Genomic DNA, 18,579 nt, shown 5'->3' with positions numbered 1-18,579 from the left:
ACGGCGGAGGCCATCGCGGGAAACGGTTATTTTATAATGCCCCGATTGCCCTCATTTCCCTTTCTTCCTTTCCTACTCAATTTCGGCGGCCCTCGACGTGAAGTTTTTCACTGAATACCAGAACATCGCACTCATCGTCATCGCGCTCGTTTCGGGCGCGCTGCTCCTCTGGCCGGCCATCGCACGGCGCGGGCGCGGCGGCATTTCCGCCGCGGAAGCCACCACGCTCATCAACCGCCGCAACGCCGTGGTGGTCGACCTGCGGCCCGCCGCGGAATTCGCAAAGGGCCATCTGCCGTCGGCGCGCAATATCGAGGTCGCGGAGCTCCAAGCAAAAATCGGCCAGATCGCGAAGAATAAGAGCAATCCGGTCGTGCTCGTCTGCCAGACCGGTCAACAATCGCAACGCGCGAGCCGCACCGTGTCGGAAGCGGGCTATGCCGAGGTCCACGTGCTGGAAGGCGGCGTGGACGCCTGGCAGAAGGCCGGCATGCCGGTGGTGAAACAAGGAGCAGTCAAGTGAAGAAAGTCGTCATGTACAGCACGGTCGTGTGCCCGTATTGCCAGATGGCCGAACGTCTTTTAAAGTCCCGCGGGGTCGATGCGATCGAAAAGATCCTGATCGACCGCGAACCCGGCCGTCGCGAGGAAATGATGACGCGCACCGGCCGCCGCACCGTGCCGCAGGTCTATATCGGCGATACGCACGTCGGAGGCTACGACGATCTTTCCGCGCTCGACCGCAAGGGCGGCCTCATGCCGCTGCTCGAGTCGGCCTGACACGAAAAACGCCGCCCGGCATGACGCCGGGCGCACAGGCGCGGCGGCTCCGGTCGGGCCTCGCGCCGAATACCGAATCACTTAGGGAATCATTATGTCCGACGAGAACAACCAGCCGTTTTTCAACATCCAGCGCATCTACCTGAAGGACATGTCGCTCGAGCAGCCGAATTCGCCCGCCATTTTCCTCGAGCAGGAAATGCCGTCGGTGGAGGTCGAAGTCGACGTGAAGGCTGACCGCCTCGCGGAGAGCGTCTTCGAAGTGCTGGTGACGGGCACCGTCACGGCGAAGGTCTCGGAGAAGGTTGCGTTCCTGATCGAAGCCAAGCAGGCAGGCATCTTCGATATCCGCAATATCCCGGCCGAACAGATCGATCCGCTCGTCGGCATCGCGTGCCCGACCATTCTGTTCCCGTACCTGCGCTCGAATATCGCCGATGCGATCACGCGCGCCGGCTTCCCGCCGATCCACCTCGCTGAAATCAACTTCCAGGCGCTGTACGAGCAGCGCATCGCCCAGCTCGCAGGCGCGCAGGAAGGCGCGGCGAACGGCGCGACGCACTGATCCTCCCCGAATCTGCCGGACCGGAGCCGAGCATGAAAGTAGCCGTTCTCGGCGCCGGCGCGTGGGGCACCGCTCTTGCGGGCCACCTCGCAACCCGGCACGACACGAAGCTCTGGGCGCGCGACGCCGCGCTCATCGAATCGCTTTCCCGCACGCACGAAAACACGCGCTATCTCGAAGGCGTGAAGTTGCCGCAGGCGCTCGCCTTCGAGGCCGGCTTCGCGGCGGCGCTTCAGCATGCATCGGCGGACGACGCGTTGTGTGTCATCGCGACGCCCGTCGCCGGCTTGCGCGAACTGTGCCGCGCGATGCGGCAGGCCGGAGTCGTTCCGGCGCATATCGTCTGGCTCTGCAAGGGCTTCGAGGCCGACACGCAGTGCCTTCCCAATGAAGTCGTCGCGGCCGAATTGCCCGAGCATCGCAGCAACGGCACGCTCTCCGGTCCGAGCTTCGCGCGCGAAGTGGGGCAGGGCTTGCCGGTCGCGCTGACGGTCGCGAGCGCATCGGCGGAACTGGCGGCGCGCACGGTCGCGGCATTCCATCACGGCGCGATGCGCATCTATACCGGCGACGACGTCATCGGCGTCGAAGTGGGCGGCGCGGTGAAGAACGTGCTCGCGATCGCGACCGGCATTTCCGACGGCTTAGGCCTCGGCCTGAACGCGCGCGCGGCGCTGATCACGCGCGGGCTCGCCGAAATGTCGCGTCTGGGCGTCGCGCTCGGCGGCCGCGCCGAGACCTTCAACGGCCTGACCGGCCTCGGCGATCTCATTCTCACCGCGACGGGCGACCTGTCGCGCAACCGCACGGTCGGCATGCAGCTCGCGAGCGGCCGCACGCTCGACGAAATCCTCGCCGCGCTCGGCCATGTCGCGGAAGGCGTGCGCTGCGCGCGCGCCGTGCTCTCGCTCGCGCAATCGCGCGGCATCGAGATGCCGATCACGCAGGCGGTATGCCGCGTGCTCTTCGATAACGTGACGCCGCGCGACGCCGTGCAGGCGTTGCTCAGCCGGGACGCGAAGGCCGAATAGCATCGCGCTCGCGGCATTCACGTTTGCATGGAGGTGCGCGATGCATACGGTCGGTCACTGCAGGCTCGAAGCCCAGATCGCGGACATCACGACGCTTGAGGTCGATGCCATCGTCAATGCGGCGAACAAGTCGCTGCTCGGCGGCGGCGGTGTCGACGGCGCGATTCATCGCAAGGCAGGAAAAGGCTTGCTGCGCGAATGCGAGACGCTCGGCGGCTGCGAAACCGGCGACGCGAAGATCACCGGCGGCCACGATCTGCCCGCAAAGCACGTGATTCACGCGGTCGGTCCGCGCTGGAGCGGCGGCAAGCGCCGCGAGCCCGAACTGCTCGCGAGTTGCTACCGGCGTTCCCTCGAACTCGCCGAGGAAGCGGGCTGCAAGTCGGTCGCGTTTCCCGCGATCAGTTGCGGCATCTATCACTTTCCGGTCGAGCAGGCCGTTTCGATCGCGGTGCGAACGGTCATCGAGTCCTTGCCTTCCACGCCTTCGGTCGAGCACGTGATCTTCGCGTGCTTCCAGGATGAAATGCTCGCGCTCTATCAGGCCGCGCTCGACGCTCAGACGCCGCCTTCGAAGCCCGCCTGACGCCACGCCTCGAACGTCACGATCGCCACCGTGTTCGACAGGTTCAGGCTGCGGTTGCCCGGACGCATCGGCAGGCGCACGCGCTGTTCGATCGCGAAGCGCTCCAGCAGTTCGGGCGCGAGGCCGCGCGTCTCCGCGCCGAACACGAACCAGTCGCCGGGCCTGAACGCGTGATCGAAGAACGGCGTCGAGCCGCGCGTGGTGAACGCGAACATGCGCGTGATGTCGGGCGCTTCCTTTGCGATGAAGGCATCCCAGTTCGCGTGCACGTTCATTTCGGCGTACTCGTGATAGTCGAGGCCGGCGCGGCGCATCTTCGCGTCGTCGAGCGGGAAGCCGAGCGGCTCGATCAGATGCAGCCGCGCGCCCGTGTTCGCGCACAGGCGGATCACGTTGCCGGTGTTCGGCGGAATTTCGGGTTCGACGAGTACGACGTTGAACATGGATTGCTGAAGATGATGGAAGTTAGTCTTGCGGCGTCCGCAGCGCGACGAAGTTGGTGACACGCCGCGCGCCGGAAAGCTTGAGCGCGCGGGCGACCGCGTCGAGCGTCGCGCCCGAGGTCATCACGTCGTCGACGACGCCGACGTGCTTGCCGCGCACATCGCCCGAAATCGAAAAAGCGCTCGCGACGTTGCGGCGCCGCGTGTCCAGATCGAGCCGCGATTGCGCCGACGTGTGCCGGACGCGCGCGACGAGCGACGCATCGCTGCGCACGCCCAGGCGACGCGCAAGCGGACGCGCGATGGCCCACGCCTGGTTGTAGCCGCGTGCGACGAGCCGCTTGCCCGAGAGCGGCACCGGCACGATCACGTCCGGCAGGGGCACGTCGCTGTCTTCGAAAGCGGCGTGCAGATGCCGCGCGAACTCGGCGCCCGCCGCGAGCCTTGCCCGGAACTTAAGCTCGACGGCGAGCGTATCGAGAGGCGCGCGATAGTCGGCGAGCGCGAGCGTGTCGTTGAACGCGGGCGGCGACTCGAGGCACGCGGCGCAATGCGGGCGTGCGTCGTCGCGCTCGCGCCGCACATACGACGAAGCCAGCGGCAGCGCACAGGTCGCGCAGCGCAGCCGCGGTTCATTCCAGTACTGCGCGTCGCAACCATCGCACAGAAGTCCTTGCGACAAATTGCCGCATAACGCGCACTGGCCGGGCAGCGCCGCGCAGGCGAGCCGCTTCGCGGCCGCCGCGAATCTGCGAGCGCGCGCTGCCATGGGTGTTTGAAACGGAAGACGAATGCTGTCGGCTTTCACGGGGACTTGCTCGGAAAATTTGCGGTTCGAAGTGACTAAACATGCGCATTCATTGCGCTTCAGAAGGCCTTTATGCCTCGTATCAGCACTTCGCGCGGGTCCTTTTCGAGACGACCGAGTATACTTCGCACTCTCCGCAAATAGATCGACATGTCCTCAACGTCCTCCAAAACTAGCCGTCCGGCCTATGATCCGCGTCGTTTGCGCGAGATCTTCGATGGTCGCGCCGCCGCCTTCGACGAGGTCGCGTTCCTGCCGCGCGAAATCGCGGAGCGTATGCGTGAGCGGCTGGAATACATCAAGGTCGCGCCGATGCGCGTCCTCGATGCGGCGTGCGGCATGGGGGCGGACCTGGCCGGTCTGCGTGAACGCTTTGCCGAGGCGTCGGTGACCGGCGTCGACATTTCGTCCGCGATGCTCGCGCGCGCCCGCGCGGCCGAAGCCGCGGATGCCGAGAGCGGCGCGGGCTGGCGGCGCTTTCTGCCGTCGACGCTCGCGAAGGCCTTCGGCGCGCGCGGCCCGCAGCTCGCGCAGGCCGACTTTTCGGCGCTGCCTTTCGCATCGGACGCATTCGAGCTGCTGTGGTCGAACCTCGCGCTCCACTGGCATTCGCGTCCCGACCTCGTATTTCCAGAATGGCAGCGCGTGCTGAAGGTCAACGGCCTTCTGATGTTCAGCACGTTCGGCCCCGACACGTTGCGTGAGCTCGCCGCCGCGTACCGCGAGGCGGAGCGCACGCTCGGGCTCGCGCCCGTGCCGCACACGATAGATTTCGTCGACATGCACGATCTCGGCGACATGCTCGTGGAAAGCGGCTTCGAAATTCCGGTGATGGATCAGGAAGTGTTGACCATCACCTACAAATCGCCCGAATCGCTGATCGCGGACGTGACGCGCTGGGGCGCGTATCCGTTCGAGCGCGCGTACGAGGCAGGCCATGCGGAGTTGCAGGCGGTGCGCGGCGCGGTGCATCGGGCGCTGGAAGCGCTGCGTCGCGACGACGGCACGATCCCGTTGACCTTCGAGGTGATCTACGGCCACGCATGGAAGGCGGTGCCGCGCATGACGCCCGAAGGACACGGCATCGTGCGGCTGGAAGATATCGGCCGCGGTCCGAAAAGGAACAGGTGAACGGATTCGCAGCAGCGGTAAAGAGGGCGCTTGTTATGTCTGAAATTTGCGCGGAAAAGTCGCGCAAAAAGGTGCGTCAAAAAGGCGCAGAAGCTTGTGGCGCTTGGCTCTGCGCGGTTACGACCCTTGCTTGTGGATGCCACTTAAGACGCCTATAATGCGTCAGTTTGTCGCCCGGACTGGCACAAATTTGGGCGAAATCCGAGCAAAAGCATGTGATTGCGTGCGGATTGATGGAGGCAGCGATGCAAGCCAGCCAGACGCTGACGGATTCCGAGCCGGTCATCAAGGACTGGCTGATGAAGCGAAACTGCTCGGTATCGCCGCGTCAGTTCGTGGGCTTCTATCTGTCGCTCGCGCTGTTTTCGCTGGCAATCGCAACGCCGCTGTTTCTGAACGGCGCCTGGCTGGTGCTGCCGTTCACCGGAGTCGAGTTGGCGGTCGTGGGTGTCGCGTTCGTGATCTACGCGCGCCATGCCGTCGACTACGAACGAATCCGGCTGTATCAAAACCGGTTGTTGATCGAACAGATGAACGCCGAAGAGCTGACGCAGTTCGAGTTCAACCCGCGCTGGGTGCGGGTCGAAGCGGGGGCGACGCCGAGAGAGCCGCTCACGATCGTATCGCGCGGTCAATCGGTGAAAATCGGACAACACCTTGCACAGCATCGTCGCAAACAATTTGCTGCCGAGTTGCAGGCGTCGCTCAGATGCCTTTGAGGGGAGCCGGCAGGTGCGCGATGCCCACGGGGGGTCGAGGGTTTGAATGGAAAATTTGGGTAAGGATGCTATGAAAACAATCAAGCGAGCCCTCTCGGGCGTGCTGGCGGCAGGCGCACTGCTCAACGCCGGCGTAGCCCTGGCGGTCAACGACAGTCCTGGCGGTCCTCGTGTGAACGAGATCAACTTCCAGCAGCCTGTGACGAAGATCGCCGAGGAGCTCTACGGCCTCCATATCTTCATGCTCATCATCTGTACCGTCATCTTCATTGGCGTGTTCGGGGTGATGTTCTATTCGCTCTTCATGCACCGCAAGTCGAAGGGCTTCAAGCCGGCCAACTTCCACGAAAGCACCACGGTCGAAATCATCTGGACCATCGTGCCGTTCATCATCGTCATCCTGATGGCGCTGCCGGCGACCAAGGCCGTCGTCGCGATGAAGGACACGAGCAACGCCGACCTCACGGTGAAGGTCACCGGCTACCAGTGGAAGTGGGGCTACGACTACGTGAAGGGTCCGGGTGAAGGCATCAGCTTCCTCTCGACGCTCTCCACGCCGCGCAGCGAAGTGAACGGCCAGAAGCCGATCTCCGATCTCTATCTGCAGGAAGTCGACAACCCGCTCGTCGTGCCGGTCGACAAGAAGATCCGCATCATCACCACCGCGAACGACGTCGTGCACTCGTGGTACGTCCCGGCGTTCGGCGTGAAGCAGGACGCGATTCCCGGCTTCGTGCGCGACACCTGGTTCAAGGCGGAGAAGGTGGGCACGTATCGCGGCTTCTGTACGGAACTGTGCGGCAAGGAGCACGCGTACATGCCGGTGGTGGTCGAAGTGCTGTCGGCTGACGACTACGCGAAGTGGGTCGACGCGCAAAAGAAGAAGATGGCCGCCGGCGCCGACGATCCCAACAAGACCTACACGATGGACGAGCTGAAGACGCGCGGCGCGCAGGTCTACTCGTCCAACTGCGCGGTCTGCCACCAGCCGACCGGCAAGGGCGCGGGCCAGTTCCCGGCGCTCGACGGCAGCAAGATCGCGAACGGTCCGATCGCCGACCACGTGAGCATCGTGCTGCACGGCAAGGGCGCGATGCCGCCGTGGCAGACGACCCTGAACGATGTCGAGGTCGCATCGGTCGTCACGTATGAACGCAATACCTGGGGCAACCACACCGGCGACATCCTTCAGCCGAAGCAGGTGGCCGACGCGCGCAACGGCAAGATGCCGGAAGGCGGTGGTCACGCCACGGCGGCTGCGGGCGGCGAAGCGGCAAGCGCGCCGGAAGCGGCGAGCGGCGCGGCATCGGCTCCGGCCTCGGCGGAGGCGAGCGCACCGGCTGTGGCATCCGGCGAACAAGCCGCGGGCCTGCCGGCCAGCATCTACTTCGAGACGGGCAAGGACACGCTGCCCGCCGACGCGAATAACGCAGTGCAAGCCGCCGCAGCTTACGCAAAGGCGCATCCTGAGGCGAAGCTCGCCCTGTCGGGCTTCACGGATGCGACGGGCGGCGCCGACCTGAACGCCGATCTCGCCAAGCGGCGCGCGCAAGCCGTGCGCGATGCGCTGAAGGCAGCAGGCGTGTCGGAGGACCGCATCGTGTTGAAGAAGCCCGAGTCCATCACGGGCGGCACGAATGCGAAAGAAGCACGTCGCGTGGAAATCAGTCCGGCTGCTTGACATGTCCAACGTGCGCTCTTCATTCGCTGACTTGAAGCAACTGAAGAGCCCGCTTGATAAGCCAAGTGCCCCGAGTATTCGCTTTAGGAGATGATTGTCATGTCTAGCATCGGACACGATGTAGGCGCAGGCCACGACCACGCGCACGACCATGCGCACGAGACGCCGCATGGCTGGCGCCGCTGGCTTCTCGCCACCAACCACAAGGACATCGGTACGCTGTACCTGTTGTTCTCCTTCATCATGTTCCTCTCCGGAGGCGTGATGGCGCTCGGCATCCGTGCCGAGCTGTTCGAGCCGGGCCTGCAGATCATGCGCCCCGAGTTCTTCAACCAGCTGACCACCATGCACGGCCTCATCATGGTGTTCGGCGCGATCATGCCGGCGTTCGTCGGCTTCGCGAACTGGATGGTGCCGCTGCAGATCGGCGCATCGGACATGGCCTTCGCGCGGATGAACAACTTCAGCTTCTGGCTGCTGCCGGCCGCTGCCGTGCTGCTCGTCGGCTCGTTCTTCGTGCCGGGCGGCGCGACCGCCGCGGGCTGGACGCTCTACGCGCCGCTCTCCACGCAGATGGGCCCGGGCATGGACTTCGCGATCTTCGCCGTCCACATCATGGGTGCGTCGTCGATCATGGGCGGCATCAACATCGTCGTGACGATCCTCAACATGCGCGCACCGGGCATGACGCTCATGAAGATGCCGATGTTCGCGTGGACGTGGCTCATCACCGCATACCTGCTGATCGCCGTGATGCCGGTTCTGGCCGGCGCGATCACGATGGTGCTGTTCGACCGCCACTTCGGCACGTCGTTCTTCAACGCGGCGGGCGGCGGCGACCCGGTGATGTACCAGCACATCTTCTGGTTCTTCGGTCACCCCGAGGTGTACATCATGATCTTGCCGGCGTTCGGGATCGTGTCGCAGGTGATTCCGGCGTTCTCGCGCAAGCCGCTGTTCGGCTATAGCTCGATGGTGTACGCAACGGCATCGATCGCGATCCTGTCGTTCATGGTGTGGGCGCACCACATGTTCGCGACCGGCATGCCGGTGACGGGCCAGCTGTTCTTCATGTACGCGACCATGCTGATCGCGGTGCCGACGGGCGTGAAGGTGTTCAACTGGGTGGCGACGATGTGGCGCGGCGCGCTCACGTTCGAAACCCCGATGCTCTTCGCGATCGGCTTCCTGTTCGTGTTCACGATGGGCGGCTTCACGGGCCTGATCCTGTCGATGGCGCCGCTCGACATCCAGATGCACGGCACATACTACGTGGTGGCGCACTTCCACTACGTGCTGGTGGCGGGTTCGCTGTTCGCGCTGTTCGCGGGCTGGTACTACTGGTCGCCGAAGTGGACCGGCTGGATGTACAACGAAATGCGCGGGAAGATCCACTTCTGGGCGTCGATGATCTTCTTCAACATCACGTTTTTCCCGATGCACTTCTTAGGTCTCGCGGGCATGCCGCGCCGCTATGCGGACTACCCGGCGCAGTTCACGGACTTCAATCAGGTCGCGACGATCGGCGCATTCGGCTTCGGCCTCGCGCAGGTGTACTTCCTGTTCGCGGTCGCGCTGCCGACGTATCGCGGCGGCGGCGAGCTCGAAAAGGCGAGCGACAAGCCGTGGGATGGCGCGGAAGGCCTCGAATGGACCGTGCCGAGCCCGGCGCCGTTCCATACGTTCGAGAACCCGCCGACGGTAGAGTAAGTCGATTCATCGGTCTGCAAGGCTTCGAAAGCCGAAGCCTTGCAGGCATCAAACCAGAAAAGCATGGCCCCGGATCCACAAAAAAGACGCACGCCCGAGGAAATCCGCGCGGGCAACAAGCGGCTCGGAATCGTCATGGTGTTGATCGCCGCCGTTTTCTTTGTGGGTATCGTCGTCAGGCAATACCTGTTGTCGCGAGGGTAGGAAGACCAAGTGTCCACTCAGCAGGAAAATTCGCATGTCGACCGGTCGTTCAACCGGTCGATGCTGGTGAAGCTCTTCGTCGTGGCGGCGCTGATGTTCGGCTTCGGCTTCGCGCTCGTGCCGATGTACCGCGCGATTTGTCAGATCACCGGCATTAACAACCTCGTGCAGCGCGATGTCGGCGCGCGCGAGGCGAAGAACACGCAGGTCGACGCGAGCCGTACGGTGTCCATCGAATTCGATGCGAACGCGCGCGGCCCGCTGCAGTTCAAGCCGGAGCAGAACACGCTGGACATTCACCCCGGCGAAGTGATGACGGTGATGTACCAGGTGACCAACGAGCAGGGCCGCACGGTGAAGGCGCAAGCCATCCCGAGCTACGCGCCGAAGCAGGCCACCGAGTACTTCAAGAAGATCGAATGCTTCTGCTTCACGCAGCAGACGCTCGCACCGAACGAAACCAAGCGCATGCCGGTGGTGTTCGTCGTCGATCCGAAGCTGCCGAAGGACATCAAGACGATCACGCTGTCGTACACGTTCTTCGAGCTGGATTCGCCGAAGTCGGTGGCGAAAGGATCATAACGGGCATGAGCGCGGACAGGCCGAACAAGGGCGGTTTCTTCAAGCTCGTGAAAGCGGTGCTCTGGTCGTTCTTCGGTGTCCGGCGCCGCGCGGACCTGGAAAGCGACGCGGCGCAGTTGAAGCCGCTGCATCTGATCGCAGCGGGCATCATCGGCGCGGTGCTGTTCATCGTCGTGTTGCTGCTGGTCGTGCGCGCGGTAGTGGGATAGACGGAACGTCGGGCGTGTGTCCATCGCGCGACGGTAAAAGAAAATTCAAGCAACTGGATCGAAGTGGAGAATCAACAATGAGCGGTCAAAACGAGAGCCCGTACTATTTCGTGCCGCATCCGTCGCGGCATCCGATCATGACCGCGTGCGGCCTGCTGGTAATGCTCGCCTCGCTCGCGTCGTGGGTGAATGGCCATACCTGGGGACCGTTCGGCACGTTCATCGGCCTTCTGTTCGTGCTGTTCGTGCTGTGGCACTGGTTCGGCGACGCGATCTCCGAATCCGAAGGCGGCATGTACGGCAAGCGCGTCGACGTGTCGTACCGCTGGAGCATGAGCTGGTTCATCTTCTCCGAAGTGATGTTCTTCGCGGCGTTCTTCGGCGCGCTGTTCTATGCGCGCGCGATCGCGATGCATCAACTCGGCAGCCTCGACTACAAGCTGATCTGGCCCGACTTCGCCGCCGTGTGGCCGAACAACGGCCCCGCCGCGCTCGTGCCGCATTTCCGCGCGATGGTGCCGTGGCCGCTGCCGACCATCAATACCGCGCTGCTGCTTTCTTCCGGCGCGACGCTGACGGTGGCGCACCATGCGCTGCGCGAGGATCATCGTCAGAAGGCGATCATCTGGCTGGGCGCGACCGTTCTCCTCGGCCTGATCTTCCTGTTCTGCCAGGGCTACGAATATTTCCACGCGTACAACGAGCTGAACCTCACGCTCGCATCCGGCGTGTACGGCTCGACGTTCTTCCTGCTGACCGGCTTCCACGGTTTCCACGTGTTCCTGGGCGGCACGATGCTGACCGTGGTGATGATCCGCCTGATCCGCGGACACTTCACAGCGGAACACCACTTCGCATTCGAGGGCGCCGCGTGGTATTGGCACTTTGTCGACGTCGTGTGGCTGGGTCTGTACGTCGTCGTCTACTGGCTGTAAGCGGAATGTTCGAGCGGGCGCGCGCAGTGCGCCGTCCGCCATGCAAGACCGGCGTCGACGCCGCCCTCGATGTCTCAAGGGCGGCGTTGTCGTTTCAAGGGCGGTTTGCGCAAGCGCGAAAGTGCTCCGGCGCGACAATACGCCTCGTAGGGAAGAACCCGCGTGACGGGTTATCGTCCAAGAGGGATGCCCGTCGATTGAATCCAGCCCATCCAGTGCGCAAACAGGATGAAGAGGAAGAGGGAGATGGAAAGCCCGACGCGCGCGGCGAGGGACCACACCATCCGCTTCGTCCTGCCCCGGTCGGTCATCATGAAGTAGAGCGCCGAACCCAGGCTGCCGATGATGAGGATGAATGCGATAGCAACGATGATGTGCATGAAACCAGCCAGCGTTTTTGCCCAGGAACCACGTTGAGCAGTATTGAATTGAACCCTCTCATTATCTCACTCGATGGATTGCGCCGCGCGTCGCCCGAGCGGATCCCGGCGGTAGGGTTGGCGGCATGAAGATTCGCTTCTGGCCCACGCTCCTGATTCTGATCGTCGTGGCGGTCACGGTGCGTCTGGGCTTCTGGCAGCGCGACCGCGCGCATCAGAAGGAGGCGCTCAACGCGCGGATCGTCGCGTTCGAGAATGCGCCGGCGCAGCAAGTCGGCGTGGAGCCGCTGCCGCTCGGCTCGATCGAGTTTCATCGCGTCGAGGCGCGCGGCGAGTTCATGCCGGAGCGCGTCGTGTATCTGGACAATCGTCCGTATAACGACCAGCCAGGCTTTTATGTCGTGATGCCGCTTAAACTCGAGGGCGGCGGTTATGTACTCGTCAATCGCGGGTGGCTGCCGCGCAACTTGGCGGACCGCACGGGCATCGAGCCGTACGAAACGCCGAAAGGCGTCGTCGACGTGCAGGGCATCGCGCGCGCGAACGCGTCGCAGGCGTTCGAACTGGGCAGCGGCGGATCGGCCGCGCACAAGGAGATCCGGCAGAACCTGGACGTCAAATCGTATGCGGCGGAAACCGGGCTCGCCTTCCAGCCGTTCGTGATCCAGCAGACGAACGACACCGGCGACAAACTGGTGCGCGACTGGCCCGCGCCAACGCTCGGCGTCGAGCGCAATTACGGCTACATGTTCCAGTGGTGGGGCATGGCGGCCGCGGCCGTCGCGTTTGGCCTGTACGCCGCGCGACGCGCCGCGAAGAAAGGCGACGAGCGCGACGAAGAAGCCGGGAACCATGCTTGAAACACCGGGCGCACGCCGCGCCCGATCGACCGAACAGAGGCACGTTTTACCGATGCAATCACAACGCTCCACCGCCGCCGACGCCGACAAGACGCGCACGCGGCAACGAACGGCCTCGAAAGGCTCCTGGATCAGCGGCCGCTGGATGCTCCTGCTGCTGGCGCTCGTGTGCGCCGCGCCGGTGATCGCGTCGTACCTGATGTACTACGTGTTCAAGCCCACGGGCGGCACGACGAGCTATGGCGCGCTGATCGATCCGCAGCGGCCGATTCCGGCGCAACTCGTCGTCACTGACGAGAAAGGGCAGAGCCTGCCGTTCAAGTCGCTCGAAGGCAAATGGCTGATGGTCATGGTCAACGGCAGCGACTGCGACGAGCAATGCGTGACGCGCCTCTACTTCATGCGCCAGGTGCGCGCGTTGCAATCGGGCGAGCGCGATCGCGTCCTGAACGTGTGGCTGCGCACCGATGACACGCCCGTCGCGGACGTCATCAAGAGCGCGTATCCGCAGCCCGACACGCGCATGCTCGTCGCGGACGAAAAGGCGATTTCCGCGTGGCTGCCCGTCGATGACGGCACGAAGCTCACGGATCATATCTTCCTCGTCGATCCGAACGGCAATCTGATGATGCGCTTCCCGAAGAACCCCGATCCGAAGAAAATCAACGGGGACCTGGCGAAGCTGCTGAAGTGGTCACGCATCGGTTGAAGGTAGAAAAGCATGTTCGTATTGCAACTCGGTCTGATCGGCTTGTGCATCGCGCTCCTGCCGCTCTCCTACGTGTGGGTCAAGGCCGATGAAGACAAATTCCGCAAGCTCGTCTGGCTCACCACGTTCCTGACGCTCGACCTGATCATGTTCGGCGGCTTCACGCGCCTGACCGATTCCGGCCTCGGCTGTCCCGACTGGCCGGGGTGCTACGGCACGTCGTCGCCGTTCATCGCGCACGCGCAGATCGCGGCCGCGTATCAGGCGATGCCCACCGGCCCGGTCAGCATGGTCAAGGCGTGGATCGAGATGCTGCATCGCTATTTCGCGATGGCGATCGGCGTGCTGATCATCGCGCAGGTGGTCATCGCGTGGACGGCGCGCGTGAAGAAGCGTCCGCTACACGTGTCGCCGTGGTGGCCGACAGCCATCCTGCTTCTGATTCTGCTGCAAGGCGCGTTCGGCGCGTGGACCGTCACGCTGAAGCTGCAGCCGGTGATCGTCACGACGCACCTGCTGCTCGGCCTTGCGCTGCTCGGCGCGCTCGGCTGGCTCGCGGCGCGCATGACGCCGATTCCCTCGCTCGATCCCGCCGCCGCGCGCTGGATGCCGGCCGCCGCGCTCGGCCTGCTGCTGCTCGTCGTGCAGATCGCGCTGGGCGGCTGGGTCAGCACGAACTACGCGGTGCTCGCGTGCACGGATTTTCCGCTGTGCAATGGCCAATGGGTCCCGCCGATGAACTTCGAGCACGGCTTTCACCTGTGGCGCGCGCTCGGCATGACCGGCGACGGCGACGTGATCTCGCAGGACGCGCTGGTCGCGATTCACTGGACGCATCGCACGTTCGCGGTCGTCGTCGTGCTGTATCTGCTCTGGCTCGCGACCAGGCTGCGACGATTCGAATCGCTGCGAAAGCCCGCAAACGGCGTATTGTTGATGATCGTGATCCAGTTCCTGACCGGCATGTCGAACATCGTGCTGCAATGGCCGCTGCCGATCGCCGTCGCGCACAATGGCGGGGCCGCGATCCTGTTGCTGCTGCTCGTTATGCTAAACTTTCGAATCTCTTCCAGCCGTCCCGGCCGCGCCGCTGTTCCCGCGCGCGACGTCGTTTCAGCGTGACTCCACATCATGGATAGCACGACACTTCATTCCCCCCTCGGCAGCCGCGTATCGCAATATCTGGCGCTGACCAAACCGCGCGTCACGCAGCTCGCCGTGTTCTGCGCCGTCATCGGCATGTTCCTGTCCACGCCGGGCATGGTGCCCTGGGACAAACTGATCGGCGGCGTGGTCGGCATCTGGCTGCTGGCCGGCGCCGCGTTCGCAATCAATTGCCTCGTCGAGCAGAAAGTCGATGCGAAGATGCGCCGCACCGCGTGGCGTCCGTCCGCGCGCGGGCAGATCACCCCCGCGCAGATCCTGATCTTCTCGGCCGTGCTGGGCGGCATCGGCATGTGGACGCTCTATACGTTCACCAATCCGCTCACGATGTGGCTAACCATCGCGACGTTCGTCGGCTATGCGGTCATCTATACGCTGCTGCTCAAGCCCTATACGCCGCAGAACATCGTGATCGGCGGCGCGTCCGGCGCAATGCCGCCGGCGCTCGGCTGGGCAGCCGTGACGGGCACGGTGCCCGGCGATGCATGGATCCTCGTGCTGATCATCTTCGTGTGGACGCCGCCGCATTTCTGGGCGCTCGCGCTGTATCGCCGCAAGGACTACGAGAACGCCGGCCTGCCGATGCTCCCGATCACGCACGGCGAGCGCTACACGCTGCTGAACATCTTCCTGTATACGCTCGTCCTGTTCGCGGTCACGCTGATGCCGTATATCTCCGGCATGAGCGGCGTGGTGTATCTGGCGAGCGCGATTGCGCTCGGCGCGGGCTTCATCGGCTACGCATGGAAGATGTATCGCGATTATTCCGATGCCCTCGCGCGCAAGACCTTCCGTTACTCGATCGTGTATCTGTCGCTGCTGTTCGGTGCGCTGCTCGTCGATCATTACGTGCGCACGGTGATCGGCGCATGATCGCATTGCTTCGCAAGACGCTTGGGCCGCTCGCGCTCCTGCTGGCGTGCGCCGCGCTGCTTTCCGCGTGCGAGAAAGCGCCGGATTTCAAGAATCTCGACATCACCGGCAACAAGCAGTTCGGCAGCGACTTCTCGCTGCCCGATACGCACGGCAAGACGCGCACGCTGGCGGACTTCAAGGGCAAGGCCGTCGTGCTGTTCTTCGGCTATACGCACTGCCCGGACGTGTGCCCGACCACACTCGCCGAGCTTTCCCAGGCAATGCAGCAACTCGGCGACAAGTCGAAGGACGTGCAAGTGCTGATGGTCACCGTCGATCCGGCGCGCGATACGCCCGACCTGCTCGGTCAGTACGTGGCGGCGTTCAATTCGTCGTATATCGGCCTGCGGCCCGCGAACGACGCGCAGCTCGCGCAACTCGCCAAGGACTTCCGCGTCTATTATGCGAAGTCGCCGGGCAAGACAGCGGACGATTACACGATGGACCACACCGCCGCGAGCTACGTGTTCGACAAGGACGGCAAGCTGCGTCTTTTCGCGCGCGACGGCCAGGGCGTCGAGCCGTGGGTTCACGACCTCAAGCTGCTGATCGACTGATCGATCTCGCTGCGTCATGCGAAGGCGGCCCGCTCTGGGCCGCTTGTCTTTTCAGCTCTCCGAGGAAGGCACCGGCAGATTGAGACCGGGCGCGAGCCGCGTCGCCTTGAATTCGGTGATGTCGTAGTGCGCGAGTTTTTGCCGGGCGAACGGATCTTCCGCGATGATCTCGTCGAGCCGCTCGCGCTCGATGCCCGACGCCAGAATGATGCCTCCGTCGCGCGGCACCTTAGGCCCCGCGATGACGAACACGCCGGCCGCGAAATAGCGCTCGAGAAAGACGCGATGCGCCTCGAGCGCATCGTCGATCTCGGCGAGCGCGCCGGTATAACGCAGATTGATCATGTACATGATGACGTTCGCCTCTGGCGTGCGGGAGTTGTGATGTTCTGTCGCGATTCTATCCGCACCGTGCCGCGCGTGATATCGACATGAGCATTCTGTATTTCCACTCGCACCAAAGCTGTGCGAACATCCGTCGCCTCGGTTTGTGTCGCTGACCGAAGACGAATCAGGCAACCCCGCAGCAAGAATGCATCATCGAAACAGGAACACCATGCAGCGCAGAAATTTGCTCAAAGCCATTACCGCCGTTGCGGCGTCCGCCGCTTTTTTCACGAGCTTCGCGGCTCATGCCGATGACAAGGTGATCAAGGTCGGCACGATCAGCGGCCCCGACGCGCAGATCTGGCAAGTCGTGCAGAAGGTTGCGAAGCGCGAAGGGCTCAACGTGAAGGTGATCGAATTCAACGACTACCTTCAGCCGAACGCAGCTCTCGACGCCGGCGGTCTCGACGCCAACAGCTTTCAGCATCAGCCGTATCTCGACAGCCAGATCAAGCAGCGCGGCTACAAGATCGTCAATGCCGGTCTGACCTATATCTCGCCGCTCGGCGTGTATTCGAAGAAACTGAAGTCGCTGAAGGATCTGCCGCAAGGCGCGAAGGTTGCGGTGCCGAACGATCCGTCGAACGAGAACCGCGCGCTCTTGCTGCTGCAGGCGCAAGGCGTGATCAAGCTCAAGGCGGGCGCAGGCACGAACGGCAGCAGCGCGACGGCCCTCGACGTCGCGGATAATCCGAAGAAGATCAAGATTCTCGAGCTCGACGCAGCGCAACTCCCGCGCACGCTTGCCGACGTCGACGCCGCCGCGATCAACACAAACTTCGCGCTGGCGGCCGGCTTGCAGCCGACCAAAGACGCGATCGCGCTGGAAGACGTGCACAGCCCGTACGCGAACCTGATTGCCGTGCGCGCGAAGGACAAGGATCAGCCGTGGGTGAAGAAGCTCGTCGCGGCCTATCAGTCCGAAGACGTGCGCCAGTTCCTGAAGAGCGAGTTCAAAGGCTCGGTCGTGCCTTCGTTCTGATCGCGCAGGCGGCCAACTGTTCGACAGCGTCCTACGGGACGCTTTTTTTTGCCGCAGTGGTCAGTCGACGCACATCTGCTGCAGTTCTCTTTGCCACACCACGCCCGATCCTTCCTGAACAGGCGTAAAGCCTGTGCGCGTGAATAATCCGCACAGATCATCCTGAGGTTCTTCGAGGCGGCAGATCACTTGCTCGTAGCGAGCGCCGTGCGCAAAGTTCGTGCAAGCGGCGACGAGCCGCTCACCCAAGCCGCGCCGGCGCGCGCCCGGTTCGACGAACAGCAACTCGATGCGCGCCTGCGTTTCGGACTCCGCAGTAAGGAGGGCCGCGCCGACACGTGTGGCGCTTTCCTGTTCGGCAACCCAGCACGCGATACGCGGCGTACTCGCCTGCATGGCCGCAAGGAAGCGGGACACGAGTTTCGCGGCAGACGCTTCGCTCTGGAACTTTGGCCGGCTGCCCGAATGGAGATGCGCGTGCCGCTCGATCATCCAGCCGAAATCTCCGCCGCGCGGCACGCGCAGCCGCGTTTCCGCATCGCCGCACACCGGCGACAGCAGCCTTTCGATGTCAGCCATCGCCGTGCACAACTGCTCGATCTCCGCGGCGCTCAGCTTCTTGAGCAGCATTGCGGTTTCGACGGACACGTGCAGATCGATTTCGTCGACTTTCGCTTTTGCCTCGGACGTGATCGAAAGCAGGTGCGCGCGGCCGTCTGACTCGTTCTTTCGTCGCGCGACGAGGCCGAGTTTCTGAAAGTTGTTGATCAAGCGGCTCAGATATCCCGTATCCAGCCCCAGGTTGCGCGACAGGTCAGCGGCCGTGCTGGCACGCTCCTGCGCCAGTTCGTGCAGGATGCGTACCTCCGTCAGGGAAAGGGAACTCTTGTGGAGCCGCTCGTGAAGCGCGCCCGTATGGCGCGCATAGAAACGATTGAAGCGGCGAACCGCTTCGACGGCCCGGCTCGGATCAGGATGGCCCATTACGTTAGTCTCTCAAGTTTTGATTGAATTAATTGCGAATCCGAACTAATGAGCGCATTTTGCCAAAGGAGCACGAGCGTGCGAATACGAAAATGCCCGAAAAGTGGGTAATCAGGCAAGTAAGAAACCAATTCGGCAAGTGGACTGCATGTACGGGTAAGTCCTGATAGCCGTCATGTTTCCGACAAGCCGGCTAAACACATTTTAACCCATTGATTTTCAACAAATTTTGATGGTTGTTCTGAGGTCTTGCTTTA

24 protein-coding genes are annotated in these 18,579 nt (G+C 63.4%); 19 read left to right on the top strand and 5 right to left on the bottom strand.

Features of this window, described 5'->3' with window-relative positions; all coding sequences use genetic code 11:
* Positions 1-97: 97 nt before the first annotated feature.
* The 5 genes from AWB83_RS22850 to AWB83_RS22830 all read left to right on the top strand — a co-directional run bounded on the left by AWB83_RS22850 (position 98) and on the right by AWB83_RS22830 (position 2,962).
* Positions 98-523, top strand: a complete 426-nt coding sequence (locus AWB83_RS22850) for a rhodanese-like domain-containing protein (RefSeq protein ID WP_087047898.1) — start codon at positions 98-100, stop codon at positions 521-523.
* The gene (gene grxC / locus AWB83_RS22845; RefSeq protein WP_087047897.1) at positions 520-780 is read left to right on the top strand and encodes a glutaredoxin 3; all 261 of its coding nucleotides are present in this window, start codon (positions 520-522) and stop codon (positions 778-780) included. Before AWB83_RS22850 ends, grxC begins: the two co-directional genes overlap by 4 nt.
* Positions 781-874: 94 nt before the next feature.
* Positions 875-1,345 carry a protein-export chaperone SecB gene (gene secB / locus AWB83_RS22840; RefSeq protein ID WP_087047896.1) on the top strand — a complete coding sequence of 157 codons (471 nt, stop codon included), beginning with the start codon at positions 875-877 and terminating at the stop codon, positions 1,343-1,345.
* Positions 1,346-1,377: 32 nt separating this feature from the next.
* Positions 1,378-2,376, top strand: a complete 999-nt coding sequence (locus AWB83_RS22835; protein WP_087047895.1) for an NAD(P)H-dependent glycerol-3-phosphate dehydrogenase — start codon at positions 1,378-1,380, stop codon at positions 2,374-2,376.
* Between the two features lie 40 nt (positions 2,377-2,416).
* Entirely contained in the window at positions 2,417-2,962 is a 546-nt protein-coding gene (locus AWB83_RS22830; protein WP_087047894.1) for an O-acetyl-ADP-ribose deacetylase, read from the top strand.
* On the opposite strand, the gene trmL is transcribed toward AWB83_RS22830, so the two are convergent.
* Together trmL and AWB83_RS22820 are read right to left on the bottom strand one after the other, a co-directional pair.
* Positions 2,935-3,405 carry a tRNA (uridine(34)/cytosine(34)/5-carboxymethylaminomethyluridine(34)-2'-O)-methyltransferase TrmL gene (gene trmL, locus AWB83_RS22825; protein ID WP_087047893.1) on the bottom strand — a complete coding sequence of 157 codons (471 nt, stop codon included), beginning with the start codon at positions 3,403-3,405 and terminating at the stop codon, positions 2,935-2,937. The two genes, AWB83_RS22830 and trmL, sit on opposite strands and share 28 nt — an antisense overlap.
* Positions 3,406-3,427: 22 nt before the next feature.
* Complete coding sequence (locus AWB83_RS22820; protein WP_167389151.1) at positions 3,428-4,174, bottom strand: ComF family protein; 747 nt, start codon at positions 4,172-4,174, stop codon at positions 3,428-3,430.
* A 189-nt stretch (positions 4,175-4,363) separates the two neighbouring features.
* Here AWB83_RS22820 and AWB83_RS22815 point away from each other — a divergent pair, with 189 nt between their 5' ends.
* The 8 genes from AWB83_RS22815 (at position 4,364) to AWB83_RS22780 (ending at position 11,384) form a co-directional block, all read left to right on the top strand.
* Positions 4,364-5,344: a methyltransferase domain-containing protein gene (locus AWB83_RS22815; RefSeq protein WP_087047891.1), complete on the top strand. Its 981-nt coding sequence runs from the start codon at positions 4,364-4,366 to the stop codon at positions 5,342-5,344.
* A gap of 245 nt (positions 5,345-5,589) precedes the next feature.
* On the top strand, positions 5,590-6,063 hold the full coding sequence (locus AWB83_RS22810; RefSeq protein ID WP_087047890.1) for a DUF2244 domain-containing protein: 474 nt from the start codon (positions 5,590-5,592) through the stop codon (positions 6,061-6,063).
* A gap of 46 nt (positions 6,064-6,109) precedes the next feature.
* Positions 6,110-7,744, top strand: coding sequence for a cytochrome c oxidase subunit II (gene coxB, locus AWB83_RS22805; protein ID WP_087047889.1), 1,635 nt, complete (start codon positions 6,110-6,112; stop codon positions 7,742-7,744).
* Between the two features lie 99 nt (positions 7,745-7,843).
* Positions 7,844-9,454 (top strand): cytochrome c oxidase subunit I, encoded by a 1,611-nt coding sequence (ctaD, locus tag AWB83_RS22800; RefSeq protein WP_087047963.1) that lies wholly within the window; start codon positions 7,844-7,846, stop codon positions 9,452-9,454.
* Positions 9,455-9,517: 63 nt separating this feature from the next.
* A complete protein-coding gene (locus tag AWB83_RS36845) occupies positions 9,518-9,658 on the top strand; it encodes a cytochrome oxidase small assembly protein (RefSeq protein ID WP_087047888.1) in 141 nt (46 codons plus the stop codon).
* 9 nt (positions 9,659-9,667) lie between these two features.
* Positions 9,668-10,240, top strand: a complete 573-nt coding sequence (locus tag AWB83_RS22790) for a cytochrome c oxidase assembly protein (protein WP_087047887.1) — start codon at positions 9,668-9,670, stop codon at positions 10,238-10,240.
* Positions 10,241-10,245: 5 nt separating this feature from the next.
* On the top strand, positions 10,246-10,449 hold the full coding sequence (locus AWB83_RS22785; RefSeq protein WP_087047886.1) for a DUF2970 domain-containing protein: 204 nt from the start codon (positions 10,246-10,248) through the stop codon (positions 10,447-10,449).
* Positions 10,450-10,526: 77 nt separating this feature from the next.
* Positions 10,527-11,384, top strand: a complete 858-nt coding sequence (locus tag AWB83_RS22780) for a cytochrome c oxidase subunit 3 (RefSeq protein WP_087047885.1) — start codon at positions 10,527-10,529, stop codon at positions 11,382-11,384.
* 170 nt (positions 11,385-11,554) lie between these two features.
* On the opposite strand, the gene AWB83_RS22775 is transcribed toward AWB83_RS22780, so the two are convergent.
* Positions 11,555-11,764: a twin transmembrane helix small protein gene (locus AWB83_RS22775; RefSeq protein WP_061172680.1), complete on the bottom strand. Its 210-nt coding sequence runs from the start codon at positions 11,762-11,764 to the stop codon at positions 11,555-11,557.
* 125 nt (positions 11,765-11,889) lie between these two features.
* On the opposite strand from AWB83_RS22775, the gene AWB83_RS22770 reads away from it, so the two are divergent.
* The 5 genes from AWB83_RS22770 to AWB83_RS22750 are packed head-to-tail and all read left to right on the top strand — an operon-like array spanning position 11,890 to position 15,969.
* Positions 11,890-12,624 (top strand): SURF1 family protein, encoded by a 735-nt coding sequence (locus AWB83_RS22770; RefSeq protein ID WP_087047884.1) that lies wholly within the window; start codon positions 11,890-11,892, stop codon positions 12,622-12,624.
* Between the two features lie 52 nt (positions 12,625-12,676).
* Complete coding sequence (locus AWB83_RS22765) at positions 12,677-13,333, top strand: SCO family protein (RefSeq protein ID WP_087047883.1); 657 nt, start codon at positions 12,677-12,679, stop codon at positions 13,331-13,333.
* 12 nt (positions 13,334-13,345) lie between these two features.
* A complete protein-coding gene (locus AWB83_RS22760; protein ID WP_087047882.1) occupies positions 13,346-14,455 on the top strand; it encodes a COX15/CtaA family protein in 1,110 nt (369 codons plus the stop codon).
* 9 nt (positions 14,456-14,464) lie between these two features.
* Positions 14,465-15,370 (top strand): heme o synthase, encoded by a 906-nt coding sequence (gene cyoE / locus AWB83_RS22755; protein ID WP_087047881.1) that lies wholly within the window; start codon positions 14,465-14,467, stop codon positions 15,368-15,370.
* Positions 15,367-15,969: an SCO family protein gene (locus AWB83_RS22750; RefSeq protein ID WP_087047880.1), complete on the top strand. Its 603-nt coding sequence runs from the start codon at positions 15,367-15,369 to the stop codon at positions 15,967-15,969. Before cyoE ends, AWB83_RS22750 begins: the two co-directional genes overlap by 4 nt.
* A 51-nt stretch (positions 15,970-16,020) precedes the next feature.
* Here AWB83_RS22750 and AWB83_RS22745 read toward each other — a convergent pair whose 3' ends face one another.
* Complete coding sequence (locus tag AWB83_RS22745; RefSeq protein WP_087047879.1) at positions 16,021-16,320, bottom strand: YciI family protein; 300 nt, start codon at positions 16,318-16,320, stop codon at positions 16,021-16,023.
* A gap of 205 nt (positions 16,321-16,525) precedes the next feature.
* Between AWB83_RS22745 and AWB83_RS22740 the strand changes: the two genes are divergently transcribed.
* On the top strand, positions 16,526-17,338 hold the full coding sequence (locus tag AWB83_RS22740; protein WP_087047878.1) for a MetQ/NlpA family ABC transporter substrate-binding protein: 813 nt from the start codon (positions 16,526-16,528) through the stop codon (positions 17,336-17,338).
* Between the two features lie 60 nt (positions 17,339-17,398).
* Here the strand turns inward: AWB83_RS22740 and AWB83_RS22735 are convergent, their stop codons facing one another.
* Positions 17,399-18,322 (bottom strand): bifunctional helix-turn-helix transcriptional regulator/GNAT family N-acetyltransferase, encoded by a 924-nt coding sequence (locus AWB83_RS22735; RefSeq protein ID WP_087047877.1) that lies wholly within the window; start codon positions 18,320-18,322, stop codon positions 17,399-17,401.
* Between the last annotated feature and the right edge of the window lie 257 nt (positions 18,323-18,579).

Origin of the sequence: Caballeronia ptereochthonis, assembly GCF_001545075.1 — a bacterium.
Lineage (GTDB): Bacteria > Pseudomonadota > Gammaproteobacteria > Burkholderiales > Burkholderiaceae > Caballeronia > Caballeronia ptereochthonis.
This window is presented reverse-complemented; position numbering and strand designations above follow the sequence as displayed.